General features: G+C 72.0%; 21 protein-coding genes. 12 read left to right on the top strand and 9 right to left on the bottom strand.

All coding sequences use genetic code 11. The features are described from left to right. Positions 1-186 precede the first annotated feature (186 nt). Together M8C13_RS38020 and M8C13_RS38015 are read right to left on the bottom strand one after the other, a co-directional pair. On the bottom strand, positions 187-996 hold the full coding sequence (locus M8C13_RS38020; RefSeq protein WP_252485650.1) for a CPBP family intramembrane glutamic endopeptidase: 810 nt from the start codon (positions 994-996) through the stop codon (positions 187-189). A 12-nt stretch (positions 997-1,008) separates the two neighbouring features. Further along, positions 1,009-1,656, bottom strand: coding sequence for a response regulator transcription factor (locus tag M8C13_RS38015; protein WP_252485649.1), 648 nt, complete (start codon positions 1,654-1,656; stop codon positions 1,009-1,011). Between the two features lie 108 nt (positions 1,657-1,764). On the opposite strand from M8C13_RS38015, the gene M8C13_RS38010 reads away from it, so the two are divergent. Continuing rightward, positions 1,765-2,241 (top strand): Hsp20/alpha crystallin family protein, encoded by a 477-nt coding sequence (locus tag M8C13_RS38010; protein ID WP_252485648.1) that lies wholly within the window; start codon positions 1,765-1,767, stop codon positions 2,239-2,241. Between the two features lie 73 nt (positions 2,242-2,314). Here the strand turns inward: M8C13_RS38010 and M8C13_RS38005 are convergent, their stop codons facing one another. Continuing rightward, entirely contained in the window at positions 2,315-2,599 is a 285-nt protein-coding gene (locus tag M8C13_RS38005; RefSeq protein ID WP_252485647.1) for a putative quinol monooxygenase, read from the bottom strand. Between the two features lie 12 nt (positions 2,600-2,611). Beyond that, positions 2,612-3,193 carry a macro domain-containing protein gene (locus M8C13_RS38000; protein WP_252485646.1) on the bottom strand — a complete coding sequence of 194 codons (582 nt, stop codon included), beginning with the start codon at positions 3,191-3,193 and terminating at the stop codon, positions 2,612-2,614. A 141-nt stretch (positions 3,194-3,334) separates the two neighbouring features. On the opposite strand from M8C13_RS38000, the gene pheA reads away from it, so the two are divergent. Further along, a complete protein-coding gene (pheA, locus tag M8C13_RS37995; protein WP_252485645.1) occupies positions 3,335-4,255 on the top strand; it encodes a prephenate dehydratase in 921 nt (306 codons plus the stop codon). Next, the gene (locus M8C13_RS37990; protein WP_252485644.1) at positions 4,252-4,878 is read left to right on the top strand and encodes a histidine phosphatase family protein; all 627 of its coding nucleotides are present in this window, start codon (positions 4,252-4,254) and stop codon (positions 4,876-4,878) included. The genes pheA and M8C13_RS37990 overlap by 4 nt, the downstream gene beginning before the upstream one ends. On the opposite strand, the gene M8C13_RS37985 is transcribed toward M8C13_RS37990, so the two are convergent. Together M8C13_RS37985 and M8C13_RS37980 are read right to left on the bottom strand one after the other, a co-directional pair. Then, positions 4,875-5,225 (bottom strand): metallopeptidase family protein, encoded by a 351-nt coding sequence (locus M8C13_RS37985; protein ID WP_252485643.1) that lies wholly within the window; start codon positions 5,223-5,225, stop codon positions 4,875-4,877. The genes M8C13_RS37990 and M8C13_RS37985 overlap by 4 nt on opposite strands. 2 nt (positions 5,226-5,227) lie before the next feature. Further along, positions 5,228-6,295 carry a septum formation family protein gene (locus M8C13_RS37980; RefSeq protein WP_252485642.1) on the bottom strand — a complete coding sequence of 356 codons (1,068 nt, stop codon included), beginning with the start codon at positions 6,293-6,295 and terminating at the stop codon, positions 5,228-5,230. A gap of 200 nt (positions 6,296-6,495) precedes the next feature. Between M8C13_RS37980 and M8C13_RS37975 the strand changes: the two genes are divergently transcribed. The 6 genes from M8C13_RS37975 (at position 6,496) to M8C13_RS37950 (ending at position 12,218) form a co-directional block, all read left to right on the top strand. Further along, entirely contained in the window at positions 6,496-7,032 is a 537-nt protein-coding gene (locus M8C13_RS37975) for a hypothetical protein (RefSeq protein WP_308202904.1), read from the top strand. A 2-nt stretch (positions 7,033-7,034) separates the two neighbouring features. After that, positions 7,035-8,204, top strand: coding sequence for a glutathionylspermidine synthase family protein (locus M8C13_RS37970; RefSeq protein WP_252485640.1), 1,170 nt, complete (start codon positions 7,035-7,037; stop codon positions 8,202-8,204). 64 nt (positions 8,205-8,268) lie between these two features. Then, a complete protein-coding gene (locus M8C13_RS37965) occupies positions 8,269-8,724 on the top strand; it encodes a DUF350 domain-containing protein (RefSeq protein WP_252485686.1) in 456 nt (151 codons plus the stop codon). 82 nt (positions 8,725-8,806) lie between these two features. After that, positions 8,807-10,075 (top strand): serine--tRNA ligase, encoded by a 1,269-nt coding sequence (gene serS, locus M8C13_RS37960; protein WP_252485639.1) that lies wholly within the window; start codon positions 8,807-8,809, stop codon positions 10,073-10,075. A gap of 59 nt (positions 10,076-10,134) precedes the next feature. After that, complete coding sequence (locus M8C13_RS37955) at positions 10,135-10,686, top strand: TetR/AcrR family transcriptional regulator (protein ID WP_252485638.1); 552 nt, start codon at positions 10,135-10,137, stop codon at positions 10,684-10,686. Continuing rightward, positions 10,683-12,218 carry an MFS transporter gene (locus M8C13_RS37950; protein WP_252485637.1) on the top strand — a complete coding sequence of 512 codons (1,536 nt, stop codon included), beginning with the start codon at positions 10,683-10,685 and terminating at the stop codon, positions 12,216-12,218. The genes M8C13_RS37955 and M8C13_RS37950 overlap by 4 nt, the downstream gene beginning before the upstream one ends. On the opposite strand, the gene M8C13_RS37945 is transcribed toward M8C13_RS37950, so the two are convergent. Together M8C13_RS37945 and M8C13_RS37940 are read right to left on the bottom strand one after the other, a co-directional pair. Beyond that, a complete protein-coding gene (locus tag M8C13_RS37945; RefSeq protein WP_252485636.1) occupies positions 12,215-12,823 on the bottom strand; it encodes an endonuclease in 609 nt (202 codons plus the stop codon). The genes M8C13_RS37950 and M8C13_RS37945 overlap by 4 nt on opposite strands. Before the next feature lie 28 nt (positions 12,824-12,851). Then, positions 12,852-13,727 carry an LLM class flavin-dependent oxidoreductase gene (locus M8C13_RS37940; RefSeq protein ID WP_252485635.1) on the bottom strand — a complete coding sequence of 292 codons (876 nt, stop codon included), beginning with the start codon at positions 13,725-13,727 and terminating at the stop codon, positions 12,852-12,854. Positions 13,728-13,751: 24 nt separating this feature from the next. Between M8C13_RS37940 and M8C13_RS37935 the strand changes: the two genes are divergently transcribed. The 3 genes from M8C13_RS37935 to M8C13_RS37925 are packed head-to-tail and all read left to right on the top strand — an operon-like array spanning position 13,752 to position 16,824. After that, complete coding sequence (locus M8C13_RS37935) at positions 13,752-14,588, top strand: Cof-type HAD-IIB family hydrolase (protein WP_256510387.1); 837 nt, start codon at positions 13,752-13,754, stop codon at positions 14,586-14,588. A gap of 34 nt (positions 14,589-14,622) precedes the next feature. Further along, a complete protein-coding gene (locus M8C13_RS37930; protein ID WP_252485633.1) occupies positions 14,623-15,504 on the top strand; it encodes a glycosyltransferase family 2 protein in 882 nt (293 codons plus the stop codon). Positions 15,505-15,519: 15 nt separating this feature from the next. Beyond that, positions 15,520-16,824 (top strand): lipopolysaccharide biosynthesis protein, encoded by a 1,305-nt coding sequence (locus M8C13_RS37925; protein WP_252485632.1) that lies wholly within the window; start codon positions 15,520-15,522, stop codon positions 16,822-16,824. Here M8C13_RS37925 and M8C13_RS37920 read toward each other — a convergent pair. Beyond that, the gene (locus tag M8C13_RS37920; protein WP_252485631.1) at positions 16,817-17,761 is read right to left on the bottom strand and encodes an NAD-dependent epimerase/dehydratase family protein; all 945 of its coding nucleotides are present in this window, start codon (positions 17,759-17,761) and stop codon (positions 16,817-16,819) included. The genes M8C13_RS37925 and M8C13_RS37920 overlap by 8 nt on opposite strands. Positions 17,762-17,788: the final 27 nt, after the last annotated feature.

Raw genomic sequence — 17,788 nt, 5'->3', positions numbered from 1 at the left:
GGGCTTGGAATTGGCTCTTTTACCCCTATCGTGGCGGCCATGGACTTAATCCCGGTCTGACACCGCCCGGTCAGACCGTGCGAGCCGTAGGGGATAGCTGCCCGCCCCCTCCGGCACCCGGACGGGCGGGGCCTGCTCCGTGCCCCCCACCCTGGAGATGCCCCGCCCGTCCGTCAGTTCCCCGCCTCACGGCAGCCAGGACACCGAACCGCGCAGCAGCGCGTAGCCGACGAAGGCGACGATGTCGATCACCGCGTGTCCCACCACCAGCGCGGTGAGCCGGTTGGTGCGCTGCCAGACCCGGCCGTAGACCAGCCCCATCACGATGTTGCCCGCGAACCCGCCGAAGCCCTGGTACAGGTGGTACGAGCCGCGCAGCACCGCGGAGACCGCCAGTGACCGGTTCTCCGACCAGCCGAGCATGCGCAGCCTGGTGATCAGGTAGCCGACCACCAGCACCTCCTCGGCCCAGGAGTTGCCGATCGCGGACAGGATCAGCGCCGGGGTGCGCCACCAGGTGTCATCCAGCGCCGAGGGCACCACGGTCAGGTTCAGCCCCATCGCCCTGGTGATCAGGTAGAAGGCGATGCCGGGCAGGCCGATCAGCGCGGCCAGGCCCAGTCCGCGCAGTGTGTCGGAACCGAGCCTGCGCCGGTCCAGGCCGACCTCGGAGAGCTTCTTGCCCGCCTTCCACAGCAGGTAGGCCCCGAGCGCGCCCCAGGCGAGCAGTTGCAGCACGCCGAGCAGCTGGTGCGCCAGGTCGAGCAGGCTGAGCGCGGAGCGGGGGACGTTGAGCGCCACCGACTGCTGGCTCAGCGGCTTGGGCTGCAACAGCGAGCCGATCAGGGAGAGCAGGCTGCGCAGGCCGGAGAGGCCCAGCGTCGCGGCGAACACGATCGCCAGCTCGATCCACACCGCCCGCCGCTGCACCGGGTCGGTGATCACCTCGATCTCCGGCCGCGCCGGGTTCAGCCACCTGCCGATCACGCTCGCCATGCTGGCAGCGTGTCAGTCGGTCCCGTGTGAGCGGCGCGCGACCCAGGCGGCGAGCTGGGTGCGGCGCTCCATGCCGAGCTTGGCCAGCACCGAGGTCACGTAGTTCTTCACCGTCTTCTCGGCCAGGAACAGCCGCTCCGCGATCTGCCGGTTGGTCAGGCCCTCGCCGATCAGGCCGAGCACCTTGCGCTCCTGGTCGGTGAGCGCGGCCAGTTCGTCCGGCGGCTCCGGATCGCCGCGGCGCAGCCGGTCCAGCACCCTGGCCGTGGTGACCGGGTCCAGCAGCGAGCGCCCGGCCGCCACCTCGCGCACCGCGGTCACCAGGTCCTGGCCGCGCACCTGCTTGAGCAGGTAGCCGGAGGCCCCGGCCATGATCGCGCCGACCAGCGCGGCCTCGTCGTCGAAGGCGGTCAGCACCAGGCAGCGCGGCGCGTCCGGGCCCTGGGCGCGCAGGGTGCGGCACAGCGCCACCCCGTCGCCGTCGGGCAGCCGCATGTCCACCACCGCGACCTGGGGGCGGTGCGCGAGCGCGACCACCTCGGCCTCGGCCACGCTGCCCGCCTCGGCCACCACCTGGATGTCGTCCTCGGTGTCCAGCAGGTCGCGCAGGCCGCGGCGGACCACCTCGTGGTCGTCGACGAGCAGGACCCGGATCGGCACCAGATCAGGTTACGGGGGCGGGAACATCTCCGGTGCGCCGGTCGTTGGCACTCATGACCGGCGAGTGCTAAAACCGCCGGTGAGGAACCTGGAAAGGGTGAAATGAACATGGCTCTTGCAGTCCGTTCCACGTGGGACCCGTTCACCGCGCTGGTCCGTCAGTTCGACCGTGACGTCTTCGAGGGTCTGACCCGTTCAGCGCCCTCCGCCCAGGGCTTTCTTCCCGCCGCCGACGTCCGCAAGGACGGTGCCGACGTGGTGCTCACGCTGGAGCTGCCCGGCGTCGACGTGGCCAAGGACGTCGAGGTCGAGGTGGCCGAGCGCCGCCTGACCATCAGCGGCCGCAGGCACGACGAGCACAGCGAGGAGCAGGGCGGCCTGATCCGCAAGGAGATCCGGCATGGCGAGTTCCGGCGCGAGTTCTCCCTGCCGGCCGGCGTCACCGCCGAGCAGATCGAGGCCGACTACGACCGCGGCCTGCTCAAGGTCCGCATCCGCGAGGTGGTGAAGGTGCCGGCCGCCCCGGCGAAGATCGCCATCCGCGGCGGCGAGACCACCGAGCGCCCGGCCGTCGAGGCAGGCTGACCAACCGCGACAAAAGGGGCATTCCCGTGCTTGCACCACGGGAATGCCCCTTTCGCGTTCAGCGTACGCCGGATCAGGGTTCCTCGACCGCGGAAACCCGGTAGCGGGCCACCGAGGCGTCCCTGATCTGCGCGGTCTGCGCCGAGTCCGGGCCGTCGCCGCGGAAGCGGGCCAGGTCCTCGTCGCACTCCCAGCGCTCGAACACGGTGATCCGGCCGGGCAGCAGCGGATCGGGCGCGAGGACGAAGGCGTGGCAGCCGTGCGCGGCCCTGGCCAGCTCGATCGCGGGCAGGCAGTCCCGCAGGTAGGCGTCCCTGGTCTCCGGATCGACGTCCAGCCAGCCCGCGATGATGATCATGGGCCTAGCCTGTCAGTTCCGGGAGCCGAAGACCTCGTCCCACGCCGCGGTGACCTGGCGTCCGCAGGTCGAGGGGTCCACGCCGCCGACCCCGGTGCCCAGTCCGGGCAGCGCGATCGAGCGGACCGCCTGGCGCACCGGGGTGCCGTCCTCCAGCCTGCCCTCCCGCCAGAGCCGGAACACCGCGCGGGCGGCCAGGTACGGGTGCACGGTGTCCTTGGGCAGCAGCTCGCCGGGCACCCGCATGGTGGGCGCGCTGATCAGCCACTGCGGGGCCGCCTCGCCGGTGGGCACGATCAGCGCCTCGCCGACCGGCAGCTCACCGCCGTGCAGGGCCAGCACCGCGCTGCGCACGTACTGCTCGACCTGGGGGAAGGCGGTGGCGTAGACCGCGTCGATGCCGCCGCGCATCCAGCCGTAGGAGTTGGCCGGGCTGACCACCGCGTCCACGTCGAGGTCCAGCACCGAACCCTGGTGCACCTCGACCCCGGCGCGGCCGGCCGCCGCGCGCTCCCACTCCCAGCCGAGCGGCCCGGCCACGGCGCACAGCACCAGGCGTGGCACTGCCGCCTGTGGTTGCACTTTCCCGGTCACGCCCCAAGCATCGCCGGTCACGGGGAAAGCATTGCAGCAAACCAACACGGCCGGTCACCGGGTCTTCCACCAGTCGGGTGGGTGTTCTCACGGTTGAGAGCAAGGACACAGCGGCCTCCCGCTACCGCGTTAGGGTGAGGTATGCCGCGCATCGCCTACTTGGGGCCGGAACGAACCTTCACCGAACAGGCGACCCGGCGCCTGTTCGACCCGGCCACTCACGAGCTGGTCCCGGCCACCACGGTCGCCGCGGCACTGGAGAGCGTCCGGCTGGACAAGGTCGAGGCCGCGGTGGTGCCGGTGGAGAACTCGGTGGAGGGCTCGGTGCCGCCCACCCTGGACGGCCTGGCCCTGGGCAGCCCGCTGGTCGCGGTGGCCGAGACCGTGCTGCCGGTGCGCTTCACCGTGCTGGTCCGGCCCGGCACCACGGCCGCCGACATCCGCACCGTGACCAGCCACCCGCACGCGCTGGCCCAGGTCAGGGAGTGGCTGGCGGCCAATCTGCCGGATGCGGCCGAGCTGGCCACCACCTCCACCGCGGCCGCCGCGGTCGCGGTCGCGCAGGGCAGCGCGGACGCCGCGATCACCGCGCCGATCGCGGCCGAGGGTTCCGCGCTGACCGCGCTGGCCACCGACATCGGCGACGTGGCCGACGCGGTGACCCGGTTCCTGCTGGTCCGCAAGCCCGGCCCGCTGCCCGCGCCGACCGGCAACGACCGCACCTCGATCGTGGTGGTCACCGAGAACCGGCCGGGCTCGCTGTCGGCGGTGCTGGTCGAGCTGGCCCTGCGCGGGATCGACCTGTGCCGGATCGAGTCCCGGCCGACCAGGGAGAAGCTGGGCGTCTACCGGTTCTTCCTCGACTTCGCCGGGCACATCGCCGAGCCCAGGGTCGGCGACGCGCTGGCCGCCCTGCACCGGAGTTGCTCCGACGTGCGCTTCCTCGGCTCCTTCCCGCGCGCCGACGGCCAGTCGCCGCCGCCGGCGCCGGGCACCGGCGCGGCCGAGTTCACCGAGGCCGGCCAGTGGCTGGCCCAGGTGCGCGCGGGCGAGCAGGCATGAGCTCGTTACGACTGATGCTGGTCCGGCACGGCCAGACCCCGGCCAACGTCCGGCACGCGCTGGACTCCAAGCCGCCCGGCCCGCCGCTGACCGCCGAGGGCCGCCGCCAGGCCGACAAGCTGGCCGAGGAACTGGCCACCGAGCCGGTCACCGCGGTCTACGCCAGCGTCGCGGTGCGCGCCCAGATGACCGCGGCCCCGGTCGCGCTCCGGCACGGGGTGCCGGTGCGGGTGATCGAGGGCGTGCACGAGACCCAGGTCGGCCCCGAGCTGGAGGGCCGCAACGACGACGCGGCGATCAGGGAGTTCAGCCGGGTGGTGGACCGCTGGCTGGACGGCGACCTGGCCGGCTCCGCGCCCGGCGGCGAGACCGGGTTCCAGGTGGTCGAGCGGTTCGGCGCGGCCGTGCGCCAGATCGCCGCCGAGCACAGCGACGGGGTGGTGGTGCTGGTCAGCCACGGCGCGGCGATCCGGCTGATGGCGGTGCACCTGCTCGACGGCAGCACCGACGTGCTCGCCGGGCACCCGTACCTGCCCAACACCGGCCGGGTGGTGCTGGAGGCCGACCCGGACAGCTCGGGTGGGTGGCGGTTTGTGGAGTGGCTGGGGATCGAGCGGTTCTAGCCCCAGCCCAGCTCGTGCAGCTTGGCGTCGTCGATGCCGAAGTGGTGCGCGATCTCGTGCACCACGGTGATCGCCACCTCCTCGACCACGTCGTCCTCGGTCTCGCAGATGTCCAGGATGGCGTCCCGGTAGATGGTGATCCGGTCCGGCAGCACGCCGCCGTAGTCGGTGTTGCGCTCGGTCAGCGCGATGCCCTCGTACAGCCCCAGCAGCCCGGACTCCTCCGGGTGCCGGGGCTCGACGAAGACGGCCACGTTGTCCATCGCCCTGGCCAGCTCGGGCGGCACCTCGTCCAGCGCCTCGCCGACCAGCTCGTCGAACCGGCCGGGCGTCATGTCCACCGGCACGGCTAGCCGCCGGTGGAGGTCGGGGTGGCCGGCGCTTCGCCGCCGGGCGTGCCGCCGGGGTGCTCGGAGTTGGCGTTGGTGGGCACCACGGTCTCCTCCGCCTTCACCTCGGTGCCAGGGCTGCCCGCGGGGGCCGGGGCGCCTGGCGGCAGCTTGGACAGCAGCACCGGCGCCTGCTCCTTGCCGACCAGCACATCACCCTTGACGCTGCCGTGCACCGGGGCCAGCCCGCTCTTGTCCGGCAGCCGCGCGCCGACCTTGCACTCCACCCGGCGCGCGCCGGCCAGCCAGCTCTCCTGCTTGAGGGTGTCCCAGAAGACGATCAGGCCCTTGCGGCTGACCACGTCCTGGCCGCCGGCGAACTCGGCCGCGGTCTTCGGGCACTCCGCGGCCAGCAGCTCGTCCTGCTTGGCCTCGGCCGGGAACTCCTGCGGGAACCGGGCGCCCAGGTTGACCACGCCGACCACCTCGTAGGCGTGCGGCCGGTCGCACTGCACCGGGTCGTAGACCTGCTTGCCGCTGATGCCAAGGCACATGCCCTGCGGGTGCACGTTGGACGGGTCGGCGGTCTTCGCGCTGCCCGCCGTCGGGTACAGCAGCCCGGACGGGCCCGCGTCCTGCATGCCGCACCAGACCTTGCGCTCCCCGGAGTTCCAGCTCTTCTCCCCGGAGCGCAGCAGGTTCACCCCGAGCTTGCCGTTGGGGTCGAACCGGCCGTCCAGGTACTGCACGGACATCTCGGTGCAGCGGTCGGCGGCGATGCCCTCCCAGCGGATCGCGTCCGGGAACGGCGAGCCCGGCGGGAAGTCCGCGGAGAGGTCGACCGAGCCGGTGATCTCGAACAGGTGTGGTTTGTCGCATTCCACCCGGCGCGCGTCGCCCGCGTCCTGGCGGGTCCAGGTCAGGCAGGTGCCGGGCGGCGCGTCCCGGACCGCGCTGGCCGGCCCGTCGGTCTCCCCTGCGACCTCGGGACCGACGTGCCACCCTAGGACGGTGCTCAGCACCAGGACCATCAGCGCACCGGCGAACGCCCCTGCCATGACGCGGCGGGTGCTTGCCGTGTTGTTCATGAGGCGAATCCGATCAGCGGTCGACGTCCGGGGCTCTGGCATCCTCTCCATCATGCCGTGAGGTCCCCATTCATACGGCCATCCGGGTGACGTGTATTGCTATTCAGCCTTCTTGCTCCGTCACAGGGACGACGTAGGTACGGTGCCGCCGGGAGTGGTCGATGACTGAGAACGTGAATCCGGGTAACCAGCAGCCTCCTGTGCCTCCCAGGCGAGGACAGGTTAGCCACCAGGACCCGAGTACGACGAGGGCCCGTCCGCCGACCCTGGCCGAGCAACGTGCTCGCCAGGAGGCCGAGCAGGCGGAGCTGGCACGCCGTCAGGCGGAGATCGCCGAGGCCGAGCGCAAGGCCAAGCTGCGCAAACGGCTGCTCATCGGCGGCGGGGTGACTGTGGGCGTGGTCGCGCTGGTGGCCATCTGGTACGCCGCGCAGCAGCCCGATGACGTCACCGCGCGCTGCGTCGACCAGAACGGGGTGGTGGTCGACGACGACTACTGCGACGACGACTACGCGCGCTCGCACGGCGCCTCCGGCCACAGCGGCGGGGTGTTCATCTACAGCGGCGGCCGCCAGTACAGCTACAACTACGGTGGCACCGGCAGCTACGGGCAGAAGATCACCGGCGGCAGCTCGGTGCGGCCCAAGGACGCCAACATCACCACCGCCAGCGGCAAGTCCATCCAGCGCGGCGGCTTCGGCATCCGCGGTGGCGGCGGCTCCAGCGGAGGCAGCTGACCGTGCGTCGCGAGACCTCAGCGCCGCGTCCCGACTGGGAGTCGCGGATCGCCGGGCAGGGCCTGGTCTATGGCTCCCCGGCCACCTACGCCGACGGCAGCCGCCGCCCGTACTGGGACGAGTCGGTGCACTACGTCTTCGAGCTCGACGAGGTGCTGGCCATGGAGGCCGACGTCGAGCTGCTGCACTCGATGTGCCTGGACGCGGTGGACAACGTGGTGACCACCGAGCGGTTCAAGGACTTCGGCATCCCGGAGTGGGTGTGGCCTGCCATCGCCGAGTCCTGGCGGCGGCACGACCCGCACCTCTACGGCCGCTTCGACCTGCGCTACGACGGCTCCGGACCGGCCAAGCTGCTGGAGTACAACGCGGACACCCCGACCTCCCTGCTGGAGGCCGCGGTGGTGCAGTGGAACTGGCTGCAGGAGACGCACGAGGGCCACGACCAGTGGAACTCCATCCACGAGAAGCTGGTGGAGCGCTGGGGCGAGCTGGCCGACAAGCTGCCCTCGCCGCTGGTGCACTTCACCTTCTCCGGCGCGGACGCCAGCGGCGAGGACCACATCACCGCGGCCTACCTGCAGGAGACCGCGGCCGAGGCCGGGCTGGACACGGTGGGCCTGGCCATCGAGGAGATCGGCTGGGACCCGGTGCTGCACCGGTTCGTCGACCTCCGCGAGGACCCGATGGGCACGGTGGCCAAGCTCTACCCGTGGGAGTGGCTGGTCGACGACCCGTTCGGCAGGCACGCGGTGGAGACGCTGCCGGGCACGCTGTGGATCGAGCCGCTGTGGAAGATGCTGCTGTCCAACAAGGCGCTGCTCGCGGTGCTGTGGGAGATGTACCCGGGGCACCCGAACCTGCTGCCCGCCTACCTCAACGAACCCGGCTTCCTCACCGAGTATGTGAAGAAGCCGCTGCTCGGCCGGGAAGGCGCCAACATCGACATCGTGGCGCCCGGCATGGAGCAGCGCACCGGCGGCGTGTACGGCGCCGAGGGGTTCGTCTACCAGTTGTTCTCGCCGCTGCCGGAGTTCGACGGGATGCGGCCGGTGCTCGGCGCCTGGGTGGTCGGCGACCACGCCGCGGGGCTGGGCATCAGGGAGACGGTCGGTCTGGTGACCGACGACGGCGCGGCGTTCGTGCCGCACCGGATTCCGCAGTCGTCGTAGTCCACACTGGACCGTCCAACGCAGACGGTCGGGTAACTAGGAGGAACCCCAAGTGTCCAACCTGATGACCGTGTCCAGCCTCGCGCTGGAGCCCGGCTTCGGCGCCAACGTCGTCCGCGGCATCGGGGCCATCGCGCTGTACGCGGTGGTTGGCCTGCTGCTCATGCTGGTCGGCTTCTACGCCATCGACCTGACCACCCCCGGCAAGCTCAACCAGATGGTGCGGGCCGGCTCGCCGAACGCGGTGGTGATCACCGCCTCCGGACTGCTCAGCATGGCCTTCATCGTGGTGGTGGCCATCTACAACGCGGCTGGCAAGCTCACCGAGGGCCTGCTGCTGGCGCTGATCTTCGGCCTGGTCGGCATCGTCGTGCAGGTGCTCGCGGTGCGGCTGCTGGAGTGGGCCACCCGGATCGACATCGGCGCCATCCTGCGCGCGGACCAGTTCACCCCGGCCAGCCTGGTCGTCGCCTCGGCGCACCTGGGCCTCGGCCTGGTGGTCGCGGTCGCCATCAGCTGATCTCCACCGGCGCGGCGGGCGGGGTCCGGCTGGACCCGCCCGCCGCGTTGATCACCCTGGTCAGCCGCTAGGCTGACCGACTGTGATCGACCTCAAGACCCTCCGCGAGAACCCGGACCTGGTGCGCGCCTCGCAGCGTGCCAGGGGAGAAGACCCGGCGCTGGTGGACGCGCTGCTGAGTGCGGACGAGCGGCGGCGGTCCGTGGTCTCCAGGGCCGACACCCTGCGCGGTGAGCAGAAGGCCTTCGGCAAGCAGGTCGGCCGGGCCCAGGGCGAGGAGCGCGCGGCGCTGCTGGCCAAGGGCAAGGAGCTGGCCGCCGAGGTGAAGGCGGCCGAGGCCGAGCAGAACGAGGCGGAGGCCGAGTTCCTCGCCGCCCAGCGCCGGATCTCCAACATCATCGCCGACGGCATCCCGCACGGCGGCGAGGACGACTACGTCGTGCTCAAGCACGTGGGCCAGCCGCGCGAGTTCGACTTCACGCCCAAGGACCACCTGGAGCTGGCCGAGGGCCTCGGCGCGGTCGACATGGAGCGCGGGGCCAAGGTCTCCGGCTCGCGGTTCTACTTCCTCACCGGGGTGGGCGCGCAGCTCCAGCTGGCGATGCTCAACCTGGGCGCGCAGCAGGCCGTCGCGGCCGGTTTCAGCCTGATGATCCCGCCGGTGCTGGTGCGCCCGGAGATCATGGAGGGCACCGGTTTCCTGGGCGCGCACGCCAGCGAGGTCTACCGGCTGCGCGATGACGACCTGTACCTGGTGGGCACCTCCGAGGTGCCGATGGCCGGGTACCACGCGGACGAGATCATCGACCTCACCCACGGGCCCAAGCGGTACGCGGGCTGGTCGACCTGCTTCCGCCGCGAGGCGGGCTCCTACGGCAAGGACACCCGCGGCATCATCCGGGTGCACCAGTTCGACAAGATCGAGATGTTCTCCTACTGCCAGCCGCAGGACGCCGAGGCCGAGCACCAGCGCCTGCTGGCCTGGGAAGAGGAGATGCTGGCCAAGGTCGAGCTGCCGTACCGGGTGATCGACACCGCCGCGGGCGACCTGGGCGCCAGCGCGGCCCGCAAGTTCGACTGCGAGGCCTGGCTGCCCACCCAGCAGACCTACCGCGAGGTCACCTCGACCTCCAACTGCACCACCTTCCAGGCCCGCCGCCTCGGCGCCCGCTACCGGGACGCCGACGGCAAGCCGCAGGTCGCGGCCACGCTCAACGGCACGCTGGCCACCACCAGGTGGATCGCGTCCATCCTGGAGAACCACCAGCAGGAGGACGGTTCGGTGCGCCTGCCCGAGGCGCTGCGGCCGTTCTTCGGCGGGGCGGACGCGCTGAAGCCGGTCAGTCGCTAACAGTTTCGGGTTAGTCTCGGAATGAGACAGTGCTGTCTCACCGGTGGTAGCGTCGTCTCATGGTGGCAGACCGAGAACGGGTCCTGCGCGCGGCTGCCGCGCTGCTGGTGCGGCGGCCCAACGCGGCGATGGCCGAGGTCGCGCAAGCGGCGGGAATCAGCAGGGCGACACTGCACCGGCTGGTGCCCAGCCGGGACGCGCTGGTGGTCGAACTGGCCAAGCTGGCGCTGACCGAGGGCGAGGCCGCGCTGGAGGCGGCCAAGCCGGAGGACGGTGACGCGGCCGAGGCGGTGCGCCGGGTGGTGCGCGAGCTGATGCCCATCGCCGACCTGTACGCCTTCCTCACCGGCGAGCACCTGCTGATCACCCGCCCCGAGCTGGACGCCGGGTACGACCTGCTCGACCGCAGGCTCACCGCGCTGATCCGGCGCGGCCAGGAGTCCGGCCAGTTCCGGGTGGACCTGACCGCGGAGTGGCTGGTCGAGGCGCTGGTCGCGCTGCTCACCGGCGCCGGGTTCGCGGTGCTGGACGGCAAGCTGGCGCCCAGGGACGCGCCGCGCGCGGTGTCCGAGCTGCTCATCGGCGGCATGCTCAGGGGAGGGGTGCAGTGAGCGAGACCGCCGCAAGCCAGAACACCGAGGTGCCCTCGAGGGCCCGCTGGATCGCGTTATCCGCGCTGGTGCTGGCGGTGCTGCTGATCGCGGTGGACGGCACCGTGCTGCACCTGGCGCTGCCCATGATCACCGAGGAGCTCAAGCCCACCAGCCAGGAGCTGCTGTGGATCGGTGACATCTACTCCTTCGTGCTGGCCGGCCTGCTGGTCACCATGGGCACCCTCGGCGACCGGATCGGCCGGAAGAAGCTGCTGCTCATCGGCGCGGTGGCGTTCGGCCTGATCTCGGTGCTGGCCGCGCTGGCCACCACCTCGGCCATGCTCATCGCCGCCCGCGCGCTGCTCGGCCTGGCCGGTGCGACGATCATGCCGTCCACCCTGTCGATCATCCGGAACCTGTTCACCGACCCCAAAGAGCGGGTCATGGCGATCGGTATCTGGGGCGCGATGACCTCGGCTGGCGCCGCGGTCGGCCCGGTGGTCGGCGGCGTGCTGCTGCAGAACTTCCACTGGGGCTCGGTCTTCCTGATCAACGTGCCGGTGATGATCGTGCTGCTGATCGTCGGCTGGAAGGTGCTGCCGGAGTCCAAGGACCCCAAGCCGGGCGCCTGGGACCTGCCCAGCGCGGTCGCCTCGCTGGTCGGCATGATCGCGCTGGTCTACGGCATCAAGGAGATCGCCGCGGTCGGCTTCGGCCTGCCCGCCGCGATCGGCCTCGGCGTCGGCGTGGTGGTGCTGGCCTGGTTCGCCCGCCGCCAGCTGAAGCTGCCGGTGCCGCTGGTCGACGTCCGGCTGTTCCGCACCGGCAAGTTCAGCGGCGCGGTCTTCGCCGACCTGCTCGCGGTGCTCGCGCTCTCCGGCGTGGTGTTCTTCGGCGCCCAGTTCCTCCAGCTGGTGCAGGGCTACCAGCCCTTCGACGCCGGTATCCGGGAGCTGCCGGTCACCGTCGGCGCGGTCATCTCCGGCCTGCTGGCAGGCGCCTTCGCCGCCCGGCACTCGGCGCGGGCGGTGTGCGCCAGCGGCCTCGGCCTGACCGCGCTCGCCCTGGGCGCGATCGTGTTCATCCAGGGCGACACCCCGTACCTGTACTTCGGCCTGATCCTGCTGCTGGTCGGCTTCGGCTGCGGCGCCTCGTTCACCATCTCGGCGAACGTGGTGCTCTCCGCGGTGCCCAAGGAGAAGGCAGGCGCCGCGGCCGCGGTCGCGGAGACCGCCTACGAGCTCGGCACCGCACTGGGCATCGCGCTGATCGGCTCGATCATGACCGCGGTCTACCGGGCCAACGTGATCCCGCCGCCCGGCCTGCCCGCCGAGGCGGTGGCCGTGGCCAAGGACTCCCTCGGCGGCGCCACCGACGTCGCCAGGAGCCTGGGCGAGCTCGGCCAGCAGCTGGTCACGGTGGCCCAGCAGGCCTTCGTCGACGGCATGCACTGGGCCAGCGTCGCCTCCGCGGTGGTGATCGGCGCCGCCGCGGTGTCCGCCTGGTTCATGCTCAAGGGCGTCTCGGCCGACTCCACCGTCCAGCACTAGAGGTCAGCCAGCTCGGCCCGGACCAGGGCGGCCGCGAGCCGCGCCTGGTCCGGGCCACTGACCAGCTCGCCCAGCTTCGCCGGATCCTTCGGCAGCCCGGCTTTCTCCGCGCCCTGCAACGCTTTCCGGTCGAAGTAGGGCCGCAGCTCCGGCCACACCGCCTGCGCCTCGCGGCAGAAGATGTCCGCGCCCACCGGCCCGATCCGCGGGAACTCGGTGAGCAGCCCGGTCAGCTTCCCGGTGTCCCCGTCCGCCTCGGCGCGCAGCTCGCGCAGGTCGCCGTGCCAGCGATCCAGCAGCAACTGGGCGCCCTCGCCGAGCGCGGTCGCGGTGCTCTCGTCGTAGCGGACGTAGTGCGCGCGGCCCAGCGCGTCCACCCGCTTCTGCCAGCTCGCCGCCAGCATCTTCTCCGGGGTGCCGAAGACCTTCAGCTCGCGGGCGGCGTCCACCGCGATGTCCGCGCGGATCCGGGTGGAGAGCAGGGTGGCCAGCACCAGCAGCCGGTACAGCGGGGCCGGCTTGTCCGCCAGCGTGATCCCCGCCTGCTCGGCATAGGTCCGGCCGCCCCGCTCGAGCAGGTCGCGCACGGTGTCCTGGGCACTCATGCCCTTCGGGTGCCCGGCGGCACCGGGTTCATGCCCGCGGCGTGAGGAACTTCCCGGCGACCTCGAACAGCGTCTCCTCCCGGCCCGCGTACCAGTCGTCCGGCCGCGGCCAGTGCGTCACCAGATCGGTGAAGCCCAGCTCAGCGGCCCGCCCTGCCGCGTCGGCGAAGGCTTCGGGACTGGACAGGGAGAACACCGGTCCCGCGTCCAGCTGGAGGTAGCGGTCGATGGAGGCGGGATCCCGGTCGCTGGCGGCCAGCGTCTCGTTGAACTTCTCGGTCACCACCCGCAGGTTCCGCCACCACTCCTCCAGGGTCTCCCCGCCGGTGCCCGTGGTCGACCAGCCCGCCCCGTGCTCGATCGCCACTCCCATCGCCTTGGGCCCGTTGCCCGCCACCAGGAACGGCAGCCGCGCGGACCCCAGGCAACCCGGCAACGTCCGCGCGTCCACCGCGGTGAAGAACTCGCCCCGGTAGGTCACGTGGTCCTCGGTGAGCAGCAGGTCGAGCAGCTCCACGAACTCCTTGAACCGCCGGAACCGCGCCATCGGCGGCAGCACCGAACCCCCGAGCACGGTCGCGTCGAACCCGATCCCGCCCGCCCCCAGCCCGAGCGTGAACCGCCCACCGGAGATGTCGTCGAGGGACAGCAGCTCCCGGACGAAGCTGGCCGGGTGCCGGAAGTTCGGCGAGGCCACGAAGGTGCCCAGCCGGGCCTCGGTGGTCACGGTCGCGGCCGCGGTCAGCGTGGGCACGGTGCCGAACCACGGCCCGTCCGCCAGCGACCGCCAGGCCAGGTGGTCATAGGTCCACAGGTGGTCGAAGCCGAGCTCCTCCGCCGTCCGCCACCGCCGGGCCGCCTCGGACCAGCGGAATTCGGGCAGGATCACAATGCCGAAGCGCATATCCACCGAGCCTAGTCGGGCAGGATGAACGGCGTGCGCAAACCGTTGCTGGTGGCATCTGACGTGGACGGAACCCTGATCGACCCGCTGGACCGCATCAGTGATCGCACCCGGCGGGCGGTGGCCGCGGTGCGTGCGGACGGGGTGCCGTTCGTGCTGGCCACCGGCAGGCCGCCGCGGTGGGTGCACCTGATCAGCGATGAGCTGGAGCTGGACGGGTACGCGGTGACCGCCAACGGCGCCCTGGTCTACGACGTGGGGGAGCGGCGGGTGGTGCGGAGCTGGCTGCTCGAGCCGCCGCTGCTCGGGGATGTGGCCTCGGCGCTGCTCAAGGCGATCCCGGGTTGTGCGTTCGCGGTGGAGCGGGCGCCAGATGGGGCGGCGCCGACCTTTGTGCCCGACCAGCCCTACGGGGCCTTCCTGGCCGAGAACGGGTACACGCACGCGTGGCCGGAGTCGCGGTCGGTGGAGGTCAGCCGGGCCGAGGTGCTCGGGCAGCCGGCGATCAAGCTGCTGGTCCGGCACGAGGGGATGACCAGCGAGGAGATGAGCGCGGCGGCCGAGGCGGTGCTGGCCGGGGCGGTGGGGATCACCTTCTCCACCTCGGCCGGGCTGATCGAGCTGGCCTCGCCCGGCATCACCAAGGCGACCGGGCTGGCCTGGGTGGCCGAGCAGCTCGGGGTGGCGCAGGCCGATGTGCTCGCCTTCGGTGACATGGCCAACGACCTGGAGATGATCAAGTGGGCCGGTTGCGGGGTGGCCATGGCCAACGGGCTGCCGGAGCTGGTCGCGCTGGCCGACGAGGTGACCGCGAGCAACGCCGAGGACGGGGTGGCCGCGGTGCTGGAACGCTGGTTCTGACCGAGCCGGGCTTACCACTAGCATCTGCCCGGTGATGGCGCTCGACGTTCTCATTCCGTACTACGGCGATCCGGACTACCTGATGAGGGCGGTGCACAGCGTCCGCGCGCTGGTGGACACCGACTGGCGGCTGGTCATCGTCGAGGACTGCTACCCCGACGGGCCCGCGGTGGAGAAGCGGATCGCCGAGCTCGGCGACGACCGCATCGTCTACCACCGCAACGAGACCAACCTGGGCACCGCGGGCAACCACTTCCGCTGCGTGCAGCTGGCCGAGCGCGAGCGGTTCGTGGTGATGGGCGCGGACGACCTGCTGCTGCCCAACTACGGCACCCAGCTCGCCGAGCTGCTGGCGCGGTATCCGGACGCCGCGCTGGTGCAGCCGGGCGTGCAGGTCATCGACGAGGCCGACCAGCCGTTCCTGCCGCTGCCGGACCGGGTCAAGGCGCTGGCCGGTCCGGGCAAGAAGGAGACCGAGCTGCTCGGCGAGGCGGCCGCGGTCAGCCTGCTGCGCGGGAACTGGCTCTACACCCCGGCCATCGCCTACTGCCGCGACCTCACCGCGCACCTGCCGTTCCGGGAGGGCACTGACGCGGTGCACGACCTGGGACTGGTCATCGACGTGCTGCTGCAGGGTGGTTCCCTGGTCGTCGGCGAGGAGCCCGCGTTCCAGTACCGGCGGCACCGGGCCGGGCACTCCAGCTCCGCGGCCAAGACCGGGCAGCGGTTCGAGCAGGAGCGGGACTACTTCGCCCAGATCGAGGCCGAGCTGCGCGAGCGCGGCTGGCACCAGGCGGCCAAGGCCGCGAAGCGCCGGTTGTTCTCCCGGTTGAACGCGCTCACCCAGCTGCCCGGCGCGGTGGCTTCGGGGCAGGCAGCGGCAGTGCGGACCCTCCTCGGGCACGCCCTGCGCTGACCCTAGGGTTGGGGCGTGGCTAACTCCTCCGCGCGCACCGCGGTGCTCATGGGACTCGGGCTCGCGGTGCTCGGCGCGTCCGGGTTCGGTTTCCTCGCCGTGGTCGGCGCGACCCTGACCCCGAGCGACCAGGCCGGGGTGCTCGGCCTGTACCTGATCATCAACATCATCGGGCCGGGCCTGTTCGTGGCGCTGGAGCAGGAGACCAACCGGGTGCTCAGCAGCGGGACCGCGGCCGGGGTGGACCCTCGGCCGGGGATCCGGCGGGCCGCGCTGCTCGGCGCCGGGCTGGCCGGGGTGACGGTGCTGGTGGTGCTGGCCATCTCGCCGATCCTGGTGGAGCGCAACCTCGGCGGGCACCCCTCGCTGCTGCTGTGGATTGTGCTGGGCACGCTGGCCTCGGCCGCGATCTTCTTCGCCCGTGGACTGCTGGCCGCCGGTGCGCAGTTCACCGGCTACGCGGCCAGCCTGGCCACCGAGGGGCTCACCCGGTTGCTGCCCTGCCTGGCGCTGGCCCTGCTCGGTTACGCCACGGTCGACGGCTACGGACTGATCTTCGCCCTCGGTGGCGCCTTCGCGCTGCTGGTCGCGCTGCCCTGGCTGCGCCGGGCGCTGGCCGCGACCAAGATCACCGGCGAACCCGCCGACCCGGCCAACGCGGGTGCTGTGCTCGCCGGGCACAGCACCCGGACCATCGCGCACGGGCTGGTGCTGCTCGGCCTGGCCACCCTGCTCGCCCAGCTGGTGGCCAACCTGGCCCCACTGGTGGTCACCGGCCGGATGCCGGAGGCGCCCGAGGTGGCCGTCGCCTTCGGCTTCGCCTTTGTGCTCACCCGGGTGCCGTTGCTGCTGTTCGGACCGGTGCAGGCGATGATGCTGCCCGGGCTGACCGCGGCCGCGGTGCGCGGCGACCTGGCCGAGCTGCGCCGCCGGGTCGGGCTCATCCTGCTCGCCGTGGCCGGGGTCGGGCTGCCCGGCGCACTGCTGTCCGCGCTGGTCGGGCCCTGGCTGGTAGTCACCTTCTTCAGGGCGACAGTGTGGCCGTCTCCGCTGGTCATGGGCCTGCTCGGGCTCTCGACCGTGCTGCTGATGATCGCCCAGGTGCTCCAGCCGGCGCTGGTGGCCGTCGGCAGGCACCGGGTGGTCACGATCGGCTGGGTGATCGGCACCGCGGTGCTGGTCGCGATCATGCTGCTGCCGGGCGAGCCGATCGGCACCGCGGTGGTGGCCCAGCTGGCCGGGCCGCTGCTGGTGGCGCTGGTGACCGCGGGCGGGCTGTGGCGCGCGGTCCGGGACCGCGCGCCGGTCCAGGTCAGCTGACCGCGGCCCGCTGCCGCGCCCAGGCCACCACGTTGGCCACGCCGGTGGCCAGGTCGGTGGCCGGCTGCCAGCCCAGTTCGGCGTGCGCGGCCGAGGAGTCCAGCACCATCGCGGCCAGGTCGCCCGGCCGGGCGGGGGCGAACTCCGGCTCGCGGTCCACGCCCGCGGCCCTGGCCACCACGCGATGCAGCTCCAGGTCGGAGGTCTCCACCCCGGTGCCCAGGTTGAACCGGCGGCCGCCGCCCGCCTCACCACTGGCCTTGACCAGCGCGTCCACGATGTCGCCGACGTAGATGTAGTCGCGGGTGTTGTCGCCCTTGCCGAAGACCTTGGTGGGCCCGCCGCTGGTCAGCGCGCCCGCGAAGATCGCCACCACGCCTGCCTCGCCGTGCGGGTCCTGGCGCGGGCCGTAGACGTTGCCGAAGGCCAGCGCGGTGTAGTCCAGGCCGTGCAGCTGCCGGTACTGGCGCAGGTAGGTCTCGCCGGTGAGCTTGCTGCTGGCGTAGGGCGAGAGCGGGTTGGTCGGCGCGGTCTCGGCCACCGGCAGGTCGGTGGTCGGCCCGTAGATGGCCACCGAGGAGGCGAAGAGCACCTTGCGGGTGCCTGCCGCGCGGGCGGCCTCCAGCACGGCGACCGTGCCCAGCACGTTGACCTTGGCGTCGTGCAGCGGGTCGGCCACGCTGGCCCGCACGTCCACCTGGGCGGCCAGGTGGAAGATCGCCTCGGGCGCGGCCTCGGCGACCGCGGCGGCCAGGCCGGGGCCGGTCACGTCCAGCTCGACGAACCGGAACCGCTCGTTGCCCATCGCCCCGTCCAGGTTGGCCAGGCGGCCGTTGGACAGGTCGTCGAACACGGTCACCTGGTGACCCTCGGTCAGCAGCCGATCGCTCAGATTGGAGCCGATGAAACCGGCGCCCCCCGTGACCAGAACTCGCATAGAACGCCCCTTGTGAACCGTGTCAAG

It is taken from the genome of Crossiella sp. SN42 (assembly GCF_023897065.1).
GTDB lineage: Bacteria > Actinomycetota > Actinomycetes > Mycobacteriales > Pseudonocardiaceae > Crossiella.
The sequence above is the reverse complement of the archived record's forward strand: the minus strand, read 5'-3'. Positions and strand labels throughout refer to the sequence as shown.

What these genes read in the sequence shown, in the direction of transcription:
- M8C13_RS38020 (WP_252485650.1), bottom strand. Translation starts at nt 996, where the DNA reads ATGGCGAGCGTGATCGGCAGGTGGCTGAACCCGGCGCGGCCGGAGATC.
- M8C13_RS38010 (WP_252485648.1), top strand. Translation starts at nt 1,765, where the DNA reads ATGGCTCTTGCAGTCCGTTCCACGTGGGACCCGTTCACCGCGCTGGTC.
- M8C13_RS38005 (WP_252485647.1), bottom strand. Translation starts at nt 2,599, where the DNA reads ATGATCATCATCGCGGGCTGGCTGGACGTCGATCCGGAGACCAGGGAC.
- pheA (WP_252485645.1), top strand. Translation starts at nt 3,335, where the DNA reads ATGCCGCGCATCGCCTACTTGGGGCCGGAACGAACCTTCACCGAACAG.
- M8C13_RS37990 (WP_252485644.1), top strand. Translation starts at nt 4,252, where the DNA reads ATGAGCTCGTTACGACTGATGCTGGTCCGGCACGGCCAGACCCCGGCC.
- M8C13_RS37980 (WP_252485642.1), bottom strand. Translation starts at nt 6,295, where the DNA reads ATGAACAACACGGCAAGCACCCGCCGCGTCATGGCAGGGGCGTTCGCC.
- M8C13_RS37965 (WP_252485686.1), top strand. Translation starts at nt 8,269, where the DNA reads ATGACCGTGTCCAGCCTCGCGCTGGAGCCCGGCTTCGGCGCCAACGTC.
- M8C13_RS37955 (WP_252485638.1), top strand. Translation starts at nt 10,135, where the DNA reads ATGGTGGCAGACCGAGAACGGGTCCTGCGCGCGGCTGCCGCGCTGCTG.
- M8C13_RS37945 (WP_252485636.1), bottom strand. Translation starts at nt 12,823, where the DNA reads ATGAGTGCCCAGGACACCGTGCGCGACCTGCTCGAGCGGGGCGGCCGG.
- M8C13_RS37940 (WP_252485635.1), bottom strand. Translation starts at nt 13,727, where the DNA reads ATGCGCTTCGGCATTGTGATCCTGCCCGAATTCCGCTGGTCCGAGGCG.
- M8C13_RS37935 (WP_256510387.1), top strand. Translation starts at nt 13,752, where the DNA reads ATGAACGGCGTGCGCAAACCGTTGCTGGTGGCATCTGACGTGGACGGA.
- M8C13_RS37930 (WP_252485633.1), top strand. Translation starts at nt 14,623, where the DNA reads ATGGCGCTCGACGTTCTCATTCCGTACTACGGCGATCCGGACTACCTG.
- M8C13_RS37920 (WP_252485631.1), bottom strand. Translation starts at nt 17,761, where the DNA reads ATGCGAGTTCTGGTCACGGGGGGCGCCGGTTTCATCGGCTCCAATCTG.